This window comes from Faecalibacillus sp. (genome assembly GCF_047023275.1).
Taxonomy (GTDB): Bacteria; Bacillota_I; Bacilli_A; order Erysipelotrichales; family Coprobacillaceae; genus Faecalibacillus.
Map to the genome: position 1 here is coordinate 19,187 of NZ_JBKYAR010000007.1, position 13,696 is coordinate 32,882.

At 27.1% G+C, this 13,696-nt stretch carries 18 protein-coding genes; 1 reads left to right on the top strand and 17 read right to left on the bottom strand.

Going from position 1 to position 13,696, the window contains the following annotated elements; translation table 11 throughout:
• The first annotated feature begins 29 nt into the window (after positions 1-29).
• Positions 30-1,481, top strand: coding sequence for a C69 family dipeptidase (locus ACLVEP_RS03550; RefSeq protein WP_412582874.1), 1,452 nt, complete (start codon positions 30-32; stop codon positions 1,479-1,481).
• 31 nt (positions 1,482-1,512) lie between these two features.
• On the opposite strand, the gene ACLVEP_RS03555 is transcribed toward ACLVEP_RS03550, so the two are convergent.
• From ACLVEP_RS03555 to ACLVEP_RS03635, 17 genes are all read right to left on the bottom strand, one after another.
• Positions 1,513-2,013, bottom strand: a complete 501-nt coding sequence (locus tag ACLVEP_RS03555) for a flavin reductase family protein (protein WP_412582876.1) — start codon at positions 2,011-2,013, stop codon at positions 1,513-1,515.
• A 10-nt stretch (positions 2,014-2,023) separates the two neighbouring features.
• Positions 2,024-2,662: a lactate utilization protein gene (locus ACLVEP_RS03560; RefSeq protein ID WP_412582877.1), complete on the bottom strand. Its 639-nt coding sequence runs from the start codon at positions 2,660-2,662 to the stop codon at positions 2,024-2,026.
• A 2-nt stretch (positions 2,663-2,664) separates the two neighbouring features.
• The gene (gene nth / locus ACLVEP_RS03565) at positions 2,665-3,306 is read right to left on the bottom strand and encodes an endonuclease III (RefSeq protein ID WP_412582879.1); all 642 of its coding nucleotides are present in this window, start codon (positions 3,304-3,306) and stop codon (positions 2,665-2,667) included.
• On the bottom strand, positions 3,299-3,886 hold the full coding sequence (locus tag ACLVEP_RS03570) for a DnaD domain-containing protein (protein ID WP_412582880.1): 588 nt from the start codon (positions 3,884-3,886) through the stop codon (positions 3,299-3,301). The genes nth and ACLVEP_RS03570 overlap by 8 nt, the downstream gene beginning before the upstream one ends.
• Before the next feature lie 6 nt (positions 3,887-3,892).
• On the bottom strand, positions 3,893-4,375 hold the full coding sequence (locus ACLVEP_RS03575) for a hypothetical protein (RefSeq protein ID WP_317999358.1): 483 nt from the start codon (positions 4,373-4,375) through the stop codon (positions 3,893-3,895).
• A 60-nt stretch (positions 4,376-4,435) separates the two neighbouring features.
• Positions 4,436-5,149, bottom strand: coding sequence for a zinc metallopeptidase (locus ACLVEP_RS03580; protein ID WP_412582882.1), 714 nt, complete (start codon positions 5,147-5,149; stop codon positions 4,436-4,438).
• A 58-nt stretch (positions 5,150-5,207) separates the two neighbouring features.
• Positions 5,208-5,480 (bottom strand): HU family DNA-binding protein, encoded by a 273-nt coding sequence (locus ACLVEP_RS03585; RefSeq protein WP_022001833.1) that lies wholly within the window; start codon positions 5,478-5,480, stop codon positions 5,208-5,210.
• Between the two features lie 91 nt (positions 5,481-5,571).
• Complete coding sequence (spoIVA, locus tag ACLVEP_RS03590) at positions 5,572-7,044, bottom strand: stage IV sporulation protein A (RefSeq protein ID WP_412582883.1); 1,473 nt, start codon at positions 7,042-7,044, stop codon at positions 5,572-5,574.
• A gap of 35 nt (positions 7,045-7,079) precedes the next feature.
• On the bottom strand, positions 7,080-7,583 hold the full coding sequence (locus tag ACLVEP_RS03595) for a spore maturation protein B (protein ID WP_317999355.1): 504 nt from the start codon (positions 7,581-7,583) through the stop codon (positions 7,080-7,082).
• Positions 7,576-8,130: a hypothetical protein gene (locus ACLVEP_RS03600; RefSeq protein ID WP_317999354.1), complete on the bottom strand. Its 555-nt coding sequence runs from the start codon at positions 8,128-8,130 to the stop codon at positions 7,576-7,578. Before ACLVEP_RS03600 ends, ACLVEP_RS03595 begins: the two co-directional genes overlap by 8 nt.
• A complete protein-coding gene (locus tag ACLVEP_RS03605) occupies positions 8,123-9,121 on the bottom strand; it encodes a D-alanyl-D-alanine carboxypeptidase family protein (RefSeq protein ID WP_412582886.1) in 999 nt (332 codons plus the stop codon). The genes ACLVEP_RS03600 and ACLVEP_RS03605 overlap by 8 nt, the downstream gene beginning before the upstream one ends.
• Positions 9,122-9,158: 37 nt before the next feature.
• Positions 9,159-10,076, bottom strand: coding sequence for a calcium/sodium antiporter (locus tag ACLVEP_RS03610; RefSeq protein WP_412582887.1), 918 nt, complete (start codon positions 10,074-10,076; stop codon positions 9,159-9,161).
• A gap of 90 nt (positions 10,077-10,166) precedes the next feature.
• Positions 10,167-10,538, bottom strand: coding sequence for a hypothetical protein (locus tag ACLVEP_RS03615; RefSeq protein WP_412582890.1), 372 nt, complete (start codon positions 10,536-10,538; stop codon positions 10,167-10,169).
• Positions 10,539-10,670: 132 nt separating this feature from the next.
• Positions 10,671-11,189 (bottom strand): DUF2812 domain-containing protein, encoded by a 519-nt coding sequence (locus tag ACLVEP_RS03620; RefSeq protein WP_412582891.1) that lies wholly within the window; start codon positions 11,187-11,189, stop codon positions 10,671-10,673.
• A gap of 196 nt (positions 11,190-11,385) precedes the next feature.
• Positions 11,386-12,186, bottom strand: a complete 801-nt coding sequence (locus ACLVEP_RS03625) for a hypothetical protein (protein ID WP_412582892.1) — start codon at positions 12,184-12,186, stop codon at positions 11,386-11,388.
• Positions 12,187-12,426: 240 nt separating this feature from the next.
• Positions 12,427-13,401 (bottom strand): IS1595 family transposase, encoded by a 975-nt coding sequence (locus ACLVEP_RS03630; RefSeq protein ID WP_257360652.1) that lies wholly within the window; start codon positions 13,399-13,401, stop codon positions 12,427-12,429.
• Between the two features lie 113 nt (positions 13,402-13,514).
• Positions 13,515-13,637 (bottom strand): hypothetical protein, encoded by a 123-nt coding sequence (locus tag ACLVEP_RS03635; protein ID WP_412582894.1) that lies wholly within the window; start codon positions 13,635-13,637, stop codon positions 13,515-13,517.
• Between the last annotated feature and the right edge of the window lie 59 nt (positions 13,638-13,696).

A 13,696-nucleotide genomic window follows, 5' to 3' on the forward strand; every position in this document is an offset into this window, starting at 1 on the left:
ATAATAAGATACAAAAAGGGGGAAAATATATGTCTTGTACAACATTATTAGTAGGAAAAAAAGCTTCTTTTGACGGATCGACAATGATTGCTAGAAATGATGATTCTGGTGCTGATGGATTTACAGCTAAAAAATTCGTTGTTATTTCTTCAAAAGAACAAAAAAGAAAATATAAAACTGTCATTTCTCATTTAGAAATAGATTTACCTGAAAATCCTATGTCTTATACAGCTATGCCAAATGCAGTTGAAGGAAAAGGAATTTGGGCTGCAAGTGGAATCAATGAAGAAAATATTGCGATGACAGCAACTGAAACAATTACATCAAATCCACGTGTTTTAGGAGCTGATCCTCTTGTAGAATATGATGAGATCAATCATATTGCTGGAGGAATCGGGGAAGAAGATATTGTTTATATCGTTTTACCTTATATTCATAGTGCTCGTGAAGGTGTTGAAAGATTAGGAAGTTTATTAGAAAAATATGGAACTTACGAAATGAATGGTATTGCTTTTCAAGATCATGATGAGATTTGGTGGTTAGAAACGATTGGTGGTCATCATTGGATTGCTAAAAAAGTACCCGATGATCATTATGTTGCTATGCCTAATCAATTTGGAATTGATGATTTTGATTTAGAAGATGCCTTAACTTCAAAAGAAAATCATATGTGTTCTGCTGATATGAAAGAATTTATAGAAAAATATCATCTTGATCTTTCATTTAATTCAAAATTTAATGCCCGTGATGCTTTCGGAAGTCATGATGATTCTGATCACATTTATAATACACCTCGTGCATTTGATATTGAAAGATATTTTAATCCACATACATTTAATCATCAACCAAGTGATGATGATATTCCATGGTCTCAAGTTCCAGAAAAGAAAATTACTGTCGAAGATGTTAAATATGCTCTTTCTTTACATTTCCAAGGAACAGATTATGATCCTTATAAAGCTTATGGAGATTTATCGCAAAAAGGAATGTATCGTCCTATAGGTATTAATCGTAATGATTTCTTATCCGTTATTCAATTAAGAAATGATGTTCCAAAAGCTTTTCAGGCAATAGAATGGATTGCTTACGCTTCTAATGTCTTTAATGCATTAGTTCCATTTTATGGTAATATTACTGAAACACCAGCTTATCTAGCGAATACAACTGCAACTGTTTCTACAGATAATTTCTATTGGTCAAGTCGTTTAATTGCAGCAATGGCAGATGCTTCTTATAGAAAGTCAGCTATTCATATTGAACGTTATCAAAAAAACGTGATGGCTAAAGGACATCATTTATTGAATGTTTATGATGATCTTTTAGAAAAAGAAGATGATCTTGATAAACAACTTAATTTAAAACATCAAGCTAATCAAGAAGTTGCAAAAATGTTAAAAGAAGAAACTGATAAAACAATTTCTCTGGTTTTAAATGAATTAAGTCTTTCAATGAAAAATAAATTTGAACGTTCTGATGCCTAAAAAAAACGAGGTGTACATTTTGTACATCTCGTTATTTATTTTGATATACCGCAACAATTTCACCAATATATCTTTGATGATAATCCTTTTGTGGATACCATTTTTCATCTAAAGACTGATCAATAAATTGTTTAGGATCAATCATATCACTATAAATTTTCTTACAAACAAAAACCATTTTACCTTGTTTAAAAGTAGGTTGATCATCAACTTCTTCCACATCAAAAGAAACTTCAGCAATCTTATTACCATCTCTACCTGATTTAGAACCTAAGACTCCTAACTTCTTTTTATAACCATCAAATAAAGTAACAGTAAAATAATCACCTGCATCTACAAATTCCTTTGTATATCTTTGAGGTCTAATATAAACAGTCATTACATTTTTACCCCATAAATGACCAAGTTGCCCCCAACTAGCAGTCATTGTATTAACAACTCCATCTTTTTTTGCTGAAATAAGTACCCAATGATTACTAATTTCATCAAAAGGATTAAACTTTAAATCTTGAATATTTACTTTTTCAAACATAATATACCCCCTAATATCCTAATTCTTCATTTATAACAAGCACCGTCATTCTTCCTAACGGTTGCCTTGCAATCTTCACATAAGCACTACATATACGATCATCACTTTGGCAATCAACACACTTTCCAACTTGAACACATGGTGTGTTCTTATGTAAACGTAATGCATTGGCTGGACATGACATATTTTTTATATGTTGAATTGCTGAAAGTTCATCATCAAAAATCTTATTCATGCCAACAATCACAACCACTTTTTTAGGGCCATAAATCATTGCAGCCACACGATTTCCACGACCATCTATATTATAAAGATTACCATTTCTATCAATTGCATTTGAACTTGTTAAATAAACATCAGCAAGTAATGATTGATGAAATATATTTTCTATTTGATCTGTTGAAAGACCTTCTTGATAACGATCTAAAAAACGAATAGGCTTTTTTCTTAAATAATCAATGACCCCTGTTTCAAATAAAGTCATTGAACCACCAACACCTACTGTTTGATTTTCTTCAATTAAATTATCTAGATACTTCAATAATTCTTCTTGATTATTTAAAAAAAGTAATTCAATATGATTTTGATTAAATGCTTTTTGCATTTTTCTATTTTTAATTTCTAATATCTTTTCTACATTTTGATCCATCATTATCTTCTCGATTCTTTTATTTTATCTTTACACATATCATATAAATGACATTCTAAACAGTTTGGATTTTGTGCTTTACAAAAATATCTACCAAAGAATATGAATTGATGATGTGCTTTATTCCACTTATTTCTAGGAATAGAACGACATACTTTTCTTTCAACATCACTTACAGTATCCTCTTTTTTAGCAAAGCCTAACCTTTTAGAAATACGTTCAACATGTGTATCTACAGCAAAAGCCGGTTCATTAAAACCAACTGATAAAACAACATTTGTTGTTTTTCTTCCTACTCCTGGTAAACTTTCTAATTCTTTTCTTGTTTTTGGAACTTCACCTTGATATTGATCAAGAAGTACTTGAGCCATTTTCTTTAAATTCTTAGCTTTATTTCTATATAATCCAATAATTTTAATATCATTTTGTAAATCTTCCAACGAAGCATTCGCAAATGATTCAACAGTAGGATATTTTTTAAAAAGTGAAGCTGTTACTTGATTTACTTTTTTATCTGTTGTTTGAGCTGAAAGCATTACAGCTACTAAAAGTTCAAAGACATTTTGATGATTAAGTTCACAATGAGCATCAGGAAATAATTCCTCAAAATAATCTAATACTCTATTTGTTTTTTCTTTATTCATCTTCCCACCAATGATAATGACTTTCTTTTATTTTTCTTTCTTGTGGCTTTTCATCAATATATCTTTCTTTAATACCATTTTGTGCCCAATTAATTAAAATACCTTCTATATATCTTAAAGTTAACACTTGACTCTTAACAGCTTCTTTTAAAGCTTTTAAAATCATTTCTTCACTATATCCACTTTGAACCCATTCTTTAATACTATCAAATTCCATAGGTGTTAAAGGTCTTCCAAATTGTTCTTCAAAAACATCAATTAAATTTGTTTTTTCTTCTACTGGAGCTTGTTTGTTTTCTAAAAGCTTTTCTTCAAAATGATTTAAACAAATAGCTCCATTTTTATTAAAAATCCATTTTTTCTTTAAAAGAGATTCTAAAATTCGATCCATTTCATGAGGTGTAAAAGACGAATATTGCAATAACAATGTAGGTGTAATCATTCTTTTATGCAAATCAACAAAAGTATATATCAATAACAATACATGACATTCTACATCAGATAAAGAAAGTTCTTTACTTCTTAAAAGTAACAATCTTTCCAAATTAATACAGCCAATATCTTTTAAATATTTAATCATAATCTTTTATAATTTATATGCTTTTAAAAATTCTCCATCATCTAAAGAATAAAAAGCATATAATAAAGTATCCTTTCCTTTATAAGTTAAACAATAAACAAATTGATCATTTTCATAAGCTATTTCTACTTTTGTTGCATTTACTTGATACTTTTGAAAAAAAGCATCTTTTACTGCTTTTTTAGAAAAAGCTTTTCCTTCAAAAGTATCTACTTTTTTTAATTTTTTATTACATACAACATACATTGTTTTCTTTTTATTTTTAACTTTCACAATATAATTAATATGCTTATTTTGATAAGCATTAAAATAATCATCATAATCATAATGATATTGATTACAAATTTCCTCTTGTACACTTACTAAATCATTTTTTTGCTTTGTATATGGGACATGTACCCAAAGCATATAAAAACAAATATATACAAAAATAATAACTAAAAACGTTAATACAATCTTAAAACGATGTTTTCTAAAAAAAGCCTTCATACACTCTCCTCCATGCACCTTATTATACCCTTTTTATCAAAAAAGAAAAAGCCTTTTGGCTTAGTCTCTACGTTGATCATTTCCTAGAACAATTAAGACAATTCTAAGTAAAGAAAGTAATGCTGATAACATCCCTGCAACATAAGTCAAGGCTGCTGCCGTTAACATACTTTTAGCTTTTGAATACTCATCTTGAGCCAAATAACGATCATTTAAAATACTTAAAGCTCTTGATGAAGCATCAAATTCTACTGGAAGTGTTACAATTTGAAATAATAACATTAAACTTGTAAGTAATACTCCAATCCAAGCAATAGATGATCTTCCCATAAAAAGACCTATCATAATAGCAACCCATCCTAAATTATAGGAAAAATTACAAACAGGAATAATCGCATTTCTAAATGTCAAAGGTTTGTAACCTTCTTGATGTTGAAGTGCATGACCACATTCATGAGCTGCTACTGCAAGAGATGCAATACTTGTTCCATGATAAATATCATGAGATAAATGTAAGGTATGATTACTTGGATTATAATGGTCACTTAAACGTCCTTGTACCTCAAATATTTGAATATTTGATAATCCATTTTGATCAAGTATTTCTCGTGCAACTTCAAACCCTGTTAAATGTCTTCTATTTTGAACTCTAGAATATTTACGATAAGCACTTGATACTTTCCATTGTGCTAATGCCATTAATGCGACACCCACTAAAACAAGAATATTTCCTAACATATAATAAACATTGCTATAATAGTAATAATTAAACATTTTCTTCACCTCTTTTATAGTTTACATCTTTATTATGAACAGAAAATGAAAAAGATGCTTAATTCATAGCATCTTTTAATCTGTTACTAGGTTTAAATGTCACTGTTTTACTAGCAGGAATAATCATTTCTTCTTGAGTTTTAGGAGAAATTCCTTTTCTTGCTTTACGATCATTGACTTTAAAAGTACCAAATCCAGAAATAAGAACCTTATCTCCTTCAACAACACTTCTAGTAATCGTATTAAACACAGTATCTACAAGTAGTTCTGCCTCTTTTTTTGTTAAATTACGTTCTATTGAAACTGATTCAACTAATTCTTTCTTATTCATTTTCACACCCCGCAATAATAAAAATACTAGGTTAGTATAGCATCTAAAAAACGTTGTTTCAAGAGATTTTTAAAGAACTTTTTTAAAAAAATTATAAAACAATTGCTATCACATTTGATTTGCCTTTATTTACAATTTTGGACAATATATCGTGTATTTTTAAACTGGCGTTTTCAGGAATCATATTTAATTTATAATACATTCCCTCTTCAATTAAGTCCCCTAATTTTCTACCAAAAACATCACATGAAAAGATGGCTTCTTTATCATTTCCATTATGATTCAAATAATCTATAAAACTTTCAGCTTGTTGTTTTGAACCAATAATTGGTTCAAAAGTACTTTCAATATCAATCTTAATCATATACGTTGTAGCAGCTTTACTCTTCAATTTCATACCATATCTTGATCCTTGTTTAATAATCTCTGGTTTAGATAATTCTATTTCTTCTAAACGAGGAATAGCATAACCATAACCAGTTTGTCTAACCATTGTAAGAGCATTAGAAATACCATCATATTCATCTTTAATTGTCATTAATTCTTGCAACAAAGCAAGAATAGAAGAACGATCCACTTCATATCCAACAATATTTGTAAGTAATTCATCATATAAACCATTTCTTTCTTCAATACGAATAGTTGCTGAAGAATGTGATGTATCGACACTCTTTAAATAAGCTCTTTTAACAAAATCATAAGACTCTATTCCTTCTGTAATATGTTGAATATCTTTTATTTTTTTTATTTCTACTAATGAATTTTTTAAAGCTTCATCTAATGTTTGTTTTAACCAATGTTTTTGATTTAACATTGCAATATAACGAGGAACTTCTATTTTAACTTCATGAATTCCAAATTCATTAAGTGCTTCTTGTAAAAGATGCACAATTTGTGTTTCTAACATATTTGTTGTATCAATCGCTATAATTGGAACATCATATTCTTTTTGATAACTTTCAACAACATTTTGACAATGTGTACTTGAAGGATCTTTACTATTAACAATCACAATAAAAGGTTTACCTATATCTTGAAGTTCTTGAATAATTTCTTTTGTTGCACTGTGATAACTTTGTTCATCAATATCTAAAAAACTACCATCACTGGTAACAACAATTCCAATCGTTGAATGATCTTGAATAACCTTTTTTGTCCCAATTTTAGCTGCTTGATCAAAAGGAATACTTTCATTATACCAAGGTGTTTTAACAAGACGTATTCCACTGTCATCTTGATAGCCACTAGCTCCTTCTATAACATATCCTACACAATCTACTAAACGTACATTAATTTTAAAATCTTCTTGTAAATCTATTTTAACTGCTTGATTAGGAATAAATTTAGGTTCTACCGTCATAATCATTTTACCTTTTCCTGATTGTGGTAGCTCATCAATTGTTCTTATTTTTACATCAGGATCTTGAATATAAGGAATAACCGCCATTTCCATAAATCTTTTAATAAAAGTTGATTTCCCACTTCTTACAGGGCCAACGATTCCTAAATAAATATCACCTTGACATCTCTTTCCAATATCTTTAAGAATTTGTTTCGTTTCCATTATCATAACTCCTTTTATTCCAATATATTAAAAACTTAAGAAATCATTCCTAAATAATAAAAACAAAGCATCAATACAAACGCTAAAAAATCCAAGAAAAAACCTAACCATAAAGTATAACTATACTTCTTTGTACGAATACTTCCATAATATAAAGAAACTACATAAAGTGTTGTATCACTCCCTGTCTGTAAAATAGATCCCATTAAACTATATAAATGATCAACACCATAATGTTCATAAATTCTTTTTAAAATAATAAGTGAAGTTTGACTACTGATTGGTCTTGTAAAAGCCATTAATAATAAATCAAGAGGAAGAGAAAAAAAATGAATAAATAATGAACTTATAAAAGTAACAAAACTACTACTAATAAAAAGATTGACCCACAAAGTAAGTAACATTAAAGAAGGGAAAAGAACCAGTAAATACTGCATACCTTCTTTAACACCAGCTATAAATTCTTCATAAATAGGTATTTTTTTATAAGCACATTCTAAAAAACTCCATAAAATAATTATAAGAATCAAATTAGACATGTTCTATCACCTTAATAATGATAATTCCTATTAGGGTAATAAAAAAACCAATAAATAAACTATAAGGATAAAAAGCTAAAATATTTTGACTACGATAATTTTGCCTAATTGTCATCATTGTTGTTGGTAAAATAGAAAAACCTGCCGTATTAATAACCACAAGTATTTTTATTTGCAAAGGATAATGGTTTTCTTTTAACTTAGAAATAGCTTGTAAACCACTCATTGTTGCAAGTGTTCCTAGTCCCAATAAGTTAGCAATTAAATTAGAAGATAATGCTTGATAAATTTTTTCATCCTCTATACATTTTCCATAAATCCAACGTAATAATGGTTTAAATAAAAAATTTAAATGATTCATCATTCCTGAAACTTGAATAATTTTTAATAGCCCATTCCATAAGCAAATACTTAAAATAAGTGTCTTACAAAGCTCAAAAACATCAAATGGTGTTTGTAAGATAGCTTTCAGCATTTCATCTTGTTTATTGAAAATTAAACCAATGATAATAAAAAGAATAATTCCATAATGAAATATCTTATTCATATAACATATCCTTTAAAATCAATAAATAGAAATCTTTAAAATGATAATACTTCAATTTTTCTTTTTTAATATATGTTTGATTACAATAAATAAAAATTTGATCATCTTTAATCAAATAACTTACCTGTTCATCTTTTTCCTTTGAAATCCATAAATCATCTAAAAATAAATACCACTTGCCATCAATATTTCTAACACCTTTATCAAATAAAATCATTTTTTCATAATCTTTAAAACAATCTTCATATTTCTTTTGATGAAATTCAAAATCATTTCCACAATTAAAAGTCACAATAATTAAATCAATATGATTTTTAACCGCCCTTGTAATCAATGTTCTTTTAGCTTTTTTGGTATATCCTGTTTTTCCACCAACACAATAAGGATATTCTTTTAAAAGACGGTTTTTATTATGCCAATAACCTTTACCATCTAATCTTTTATACTCCTTTGTTTTTACGATTTGATTAAAAAGAGGATTTTGACAACAATATCGATAAAGTATCGCCATCTCCTTAACTGTTGATAAATTTCCTTCATCTTCTTCATCTAAACCTGATGGATTAGAAAAGTGTGAGTATTTCATTCCTAAATCTTTAGCTTTTTTATTCATCATTTCAACAAAATGATCAACACTGCTTCCAACACTTTTAGCCAACATTAAAGCACAATCATTCCCACTTCTAAGCATTAAACCATATAAAAGATCTTGTATCGTAATTTGATCTTTTATATGTATATAAACACAACTCCCATAAGCTTTATTGATTGTTTCATCAACCGTAACCTTTTTATCTAATCGACTATTTTCAATAACTAAAATAGCTGTCATAATTTTAGAAATAGAGGCTACACTTTGTAAATAATCTATATTTCTACCTTCTACAACATACTGATTTAAACTATCATAAACAATATAACTTTTACCATAAAATTCAACATTTGTATAAAGCACTTGAAACATCATCAAAAAACTGATTAATAATTTCATTCTATCACCATTATCATTCTATGTTTCTTCTTTTCATTTAACACAAATAGATGAAATACATCACATAAACAAATAACATTAAAATACCACCTATTCTATTTAACTCATGACGATGAATCGTTAAAAGCCATAATAAACATCCACTTCCTATAGCTACAAATGTATCTACAATAAATTTACTTTCAAAAGGTACTGGACAAATTAAAGAAACACCTCCAGCAATAAATAAAATATTAAAAATATTGCTTCCTACAATATTTCCAATCGCAATGCCCGCATGATCTTTTCTAGCAGCCTGTAAAGAAGTTACCAATTCAGGTAAAGATGTTCCAAAAGCAACGATTGTTAAACCGATGAATCTTTGAGATAAATGTAATTTATAAGCTATTTGAATAGCTGCTTTAACAGCCAATTGACTACCAATAATGACAAAAAAGATTCCTAAAACAATCAAAAACACACACCCTAAAAAAGAGTATTGTGGAGATACTTCCTCTTCGCTTTCTTTTTGAGATAACCAAAATAAGTAAAGTAAATAAAGGATAAACATAAATATTAAAATAAATCCTTCTTGAATTGATACAACTTGTTGACTTCTTCCAAAAATTAGTAAAACAATACTGGAAAGCAACATATAAGGAATCTCAATCAATAATGTTGATTTTTCAATCTTTATTTTTGTAATCAAAGCACTCATCCCTAAAACAATCAAAATATTTAAAATATTACTTCCTACAACATTCCCAATGGTAATACCTGCATTTCCTTTTAACCCGGCCACTAATGAAACAGCTGCTTCTGGTAAACTGGTTCCCATCGCACAAATCGTCAATCCGATAACTAATTGAGAAACATGAAAAATACTTGCTAGTGAAGAAGCACCATCTACAAACCAATCTGCTCCTTTCACTAAAACAAAAAATCCTGCTATAAGTACAATAAGCGAATAAATCATTTTATCCCTCCTGTTTTCATTCTATTAAGATTTATTTATTAAATGAAAAAGAAGGGAAATTTTCCCTTCTTGCAATGATTATTGATATTACTAATTCTCAGCTTTTCTCTTTATAAAAAATATAATATTCATTATAAGGCATGAAACTACATAAAAATCAATAGCTGGTAACGGAAAAGAAAGCTGAACTTGATTACCATGTACAACTTCATTAACAATAAATAAAAGAATAAGTAAGGTTGTATTTTTTCGATAATTTATCGAATCACTATTCCATAAAGCAATAAAATATAAAATAGGTAAAAAATAAAATAAACAATAAATAATAAAACTAATATGAATACTAATATATCCTAAAGGATTTAAGGAATTTGTAAGTAAGATTTGACCGCAAACCATTGTCATGATCATAAAAACTTCCATTAAATAATCAAAAATCCATACTTTATCTATTATCTTCATATTCTATACTCACCTCTTTTTTTAATCATAAAATACTCTTCATTGTTCTTACTGAAATGTAATAACAATTATTTTTGTTTCATATCTAGAATTAGAAAATTACAACCACATTCAGATTATTAATCCTCTCATTTATTGTTTACTCTTCTTTAAATAAATCAGTCTTTTAAGAGCAGGTATAAAATGAACACATATTATCAAAGAAATTCCAATATAAATTCCTAAATATATCATATTTCTTAACCCATTTTGAAATATTCCAAAGGTAAATTCAAAAAATAACATTAATAAAGTAAGTATCAATATCATATAATTACTCAAAGCAGTTAAGAAAGATATTTCTAAATTATAATCAGTAAATAGTTCATAGTTACCCAATTCTCTCTTTCTTCTAAAATAATACCAATGACCATCTTTGCACAATAACTCAATCTTAATTTCTTGATCCATTATTAAGCTTTTTAATATTTCTTTTTCTTTTCTTATAGATAAAAAACATTTTTTATAAATATACGAAGTATTGTCATTTTCAAAATAATATATAAAAAATTTTTTCTTACTAAGATTCCACCCTTTTTGTGACATCAAATTAAGCCACTCTTCTTCTTTTTTGTAATTCGTGTATAAAAACATTTTAAAAACTTTTTTCATAAATAAGCACCACCTTTTGAATAACCTTATATATTTTTAAAAACATATTCATGAATATAAATAATAAAAATAATACATAATTTATACAAAATACTTGATTAATTATTACCTCTTTCTTTATTTATATTATATTATCATATTATTTATATATCAATATTATTTTTATTATTTTAATGCAAAAAAATCTAAGAAATTCTTAGACTTTTAAATGTTGATAATATTTAATATATTTAGAAAGTGGTAAATCTTCCTTATTATTGATATAAAAAACTTCTTTATTCTTTAATACAACATATTTTTGTTTATATTTAAAGCATAGATTACTATCTTTTTGAGTTATAAGAGGATATTGTTGAATAATGTTTTTATAAGACAACTTATTTTTAAAAATATTTTCTACTTGATATTTAAATATTTCTTTTGAAATAGCTGTCGTATAGCCTTTATAATATCCTTCCATTATTCCATGAGATCCTTCAATAGAATAGCCTTGATATAACATTCCACCATCTTCATAACTATAAGATTGTTGCAAGCTTTGGACAGGTTCAATAGTACTATAAGGATCACTATTTGTTGGACGGTCATACAAGCTTAAAGCAATTGTAGCAATAACACAAAGATAGACAATAGCATTAGATTTTTGATTTTTTTCTTTATAAAGATGTCCAAGACAGCCAATCAACCAAGAAACAAGTAAAATCAAAAATGATTTTAAACCATTTTGTTTTAATAAATCTAATAAAATCAAAGTAATTCCAACATAAAAATTTATTTTAAATAAATCAGTGAAAAGATTTTCTAAATAAAAAGATTTATTTTTCATTACTTTTTTTAAATGCGACAGATTACATAATCCAAAAAAGAGCAAAGAAAAGCCTATAAAACTTACAGCAGTATAAAATAGATAAGTCCCAAAATAAAAAGTCAAATAAGGTAAACTTGGTAAACCATGTATTTTAAATGGTTGATAAGCAGCTAATAAAACAATGGCCATGATCATTAAAAAATAATGAGTTGTAAAATTATAAATAGTTGATAAGATTTCTTTTTTATCATCTAAATCTTGTTGTAAAGATTGCGCAAAAGGATCTTCAACTTCTACTACTTGTAAGCCAAAATAATTAACAATAATTCGACATCCAGCTTCTTTTATATCTTTATTTATTTGTTTATAATATATTTTATAATGTTTTCTTTGTGGTGTTCTTTTTTCAAATGTTAAAAAATTTCTTAATTAACCATCTGACACATGTGCATAGTATGGTTCGGATAAATTGAGTACAGTAATAATTGCTTTTTTAGGACATGGATGTGATTTCAAAACATATTTCTGTATTTTGTTCATGAAGTTCTTTCCAGTATATCTATGGTTGAAACGCCATTCTTGTTCATTCAAAAACAAAGGTAAGTCACGTTTAGTTACTCCATGATATATACCAGTAATATTATTCTTTATATCACCAATTAATACATTAAGCCAATACAATCTATGATTTTCTTCATCATAGAGTATTTTTTCTGATTTTAATGTTATTTTATCAGTTAATCCTAAAAAAGTTGTTTTTCCATCAGTGTTTAGTATTCTTTCTTTTGAAAGTATTGCTTTTTTTGAGATGAATCTAACAATATTATTTGTACTATCTACAGCTACTGGCATTAATTTTAAAAATTTTGGATATTTATTTTCTTTATCTGTTGATAACATTACTAAAAAGGGTTGCTGTTCAGTAGCAACTCCTTGTTTGTGTTCTTCTTTACTTTTTGAGCCTATATAAGCAACGTCTGCTTCATAAAAAAAGCTGTCCAGAATTTTTTCACTGTTACTTTGGGACATAAGAATCCTACATTTTCTACAAAGTAATAGCGCTGTTTTATAATTTATTTCTAATTCATTAGCTAATTCAATCGCAGACAAACCTTTATTTGCCGTAAAAAAGAGATACATTCCTAAAATCAATTTATAAAGATCTAGCTTATTATCTTGAAATATAGTATTAGAAAGTAAGTAATGTTGATGACCACATTCTTTACATTGAAAGACATCACCTCTTTTAATGGAATAGTAATGTGTACATCCACATTTTTCACAGTAAAAGCCAACAGGCCATTTCATTTTAAAAAAGAATTTTACACATTCATCATGATTATTTGCATATTTTCTAGTTAAAGTAATTAAAGAATCCTTTTTTGGTTTTTGATTTTTAGCCATAGTATCCACCTCTTTAAGAAAAGTATATAATATTTTAAAGAAGTGATAGATTATACTCCTCGGTTTAAAGTGAGAATAACGGAGTTAAATCAAAAGATGTGTCAGATGGTTAATTAAGAAAAATTTAAACTTATATTTTTTAAAAACCAACCTTCTAAAGCTTTATTTTCTAATAATTCAATAAATTGATCTTCATTTACTAAATAATCTTTTGTAGATATTCTTTTATATTTCATAAACATCACCTATCTTTATTATATCAATATATTATATTTATTCAATAAATATTATTTTT

What these genes read in the sequence shown, in the direction of transcription:
- ACLVEP_RS03550 (WP_412582874.1), top strand. Translation starts at nt 30, where the DNA reads ATGTCTTGTACAACATTATTAGTAGGAAAAAAAGCTTCTTTTGACGGA.
- ACLVEP_RS03555 (WP_412582876.1), bottom strand. Translation starts at nt 2,013, where the DNA reads ATGTTTGAAAAAGTAAATATTCAAGATTTAAAGTTTAATCCTTTTGAT.
- ACLVEP_RS03560 (WP_412582877.1), bottom strand. Translation starts at nt 2,662, where the DNA reads ATGGATCAAAATGTAGAAAAGATATTAGAAATTAAAAATAGAAAAATG.
- nth (WP_412582879.1), bottom strand. Translation starts at nt 3,306, where the DNA reads ATGAATAAAGAAAAAACAAATAGAGTATTAGATTATTTTGAGGAATTA.
- ACLVEP_RS03570 (WP_412582880.1), bottom strand. Translation starts at nt 3,886, where the DNA reads ATGATTAAATATTTAAAAGATATTGGCTGTATTAATTTGGAAAGATTG.
- ACLVEP_RS03575 (WP_317999358.1), bottom strand. Translation starts at nt 4,375, where the DNA reads ATGAAGGCTTTTTTTAGAAAACATCGTTTTAAGATTGTATTAACGTTT.
- ACLVEP_RS03580 (WP_412582882.1), bottom strand. Translation starts at nt 5,149, where the DNA reads ATGTTTAATTATTACTATTATAGCAATGTTTATTATATGTTAGGAAAT.
- ACLVEP_RS03585 (WP_022001833.1), bottom strand. Translation starts at nt 5,480, where the DNA reads ATGAATAAGAAAGAATTAGTTGAATCAGTTTCAATAGAACGTAATTTA.
- spoIVA (WP_412582883.1), bottom strand. Translation starts at nt 7,044, where the DNA reads ATGGAAACGAAACAAATTCTTAAAGATATTGGAAAGAGATGTCAAGGT.
- ACLVEP_RS03595 (WP_317999355.1), bottom strand. Translation starts at nt 7,583, where the DNA reads ATGTCTAATTTGATTCTTATAATTATTTTATGGAGTTTTTTAGAATGT.
- ACLVEP_RS03600 (WP_317999354.1), bottom strand. Translation starts at nt 8,130, where the DNA reads ATGAATAAGATATTTCATTATGGAATTATTCTTTTTATTATCATTGGT.
- ACLVEP_RS03605 (WP_412582886.1), bottom strand. Translation starts at nt 9,121, where the DNA reads ATGAAATTATTAATCAGTTTTTTGATGATGTTTCAAGTGCTTTATACA.
- ACLVEP_RS03610 (WP_412582887.1), bottom strand. Translation starts at nt 10,076, where the DNA reads ATGATTTATTCGCTTATTGTACTTATAGCAGGATTTTTTGTTTTAGTG.
- ACLVEP_RS03615 (WP_412582890.1), bottom strand. Translation starts at nt 10,538, where the DNA reads ATGAAGATAATAGATAAAGTATGGATTTTTGATTATTTAATGGAAGTT.
- ACLVEP_RS03620 (WP_412582891.1), bottom strand. Translation starts at nt 11,189, where the DNA reads ATGAAAAAAGTTTTTAAAATGTTTTTATACACGAATTACAAAAAAGAA.
- ACLVEP_RS03625 (WP_412582892.1), bottom strand. Translation starts at nt 12,186, where the DNA reads ATGGCCATTGTTTTATTAGCTGCTTATCAACCATTTAAAATACATGGT.
- ACLVEP_RS03630 (WP_257360652.1), bottom strand. Translation starts at nt 13,401, where the DNA reads ATGGCTAAAAATCAAAAACCAAAAAAGGATTCTTTAATTACTTTAACT.
- ACLVEP_RS03635 (WP_412582894.1), bottom strand. Translation starts at nt 13,637, where the DNA reads ATGAAATATAAAAGAATATCTACAAAAGATTATTTAGTAAATGAAGAT.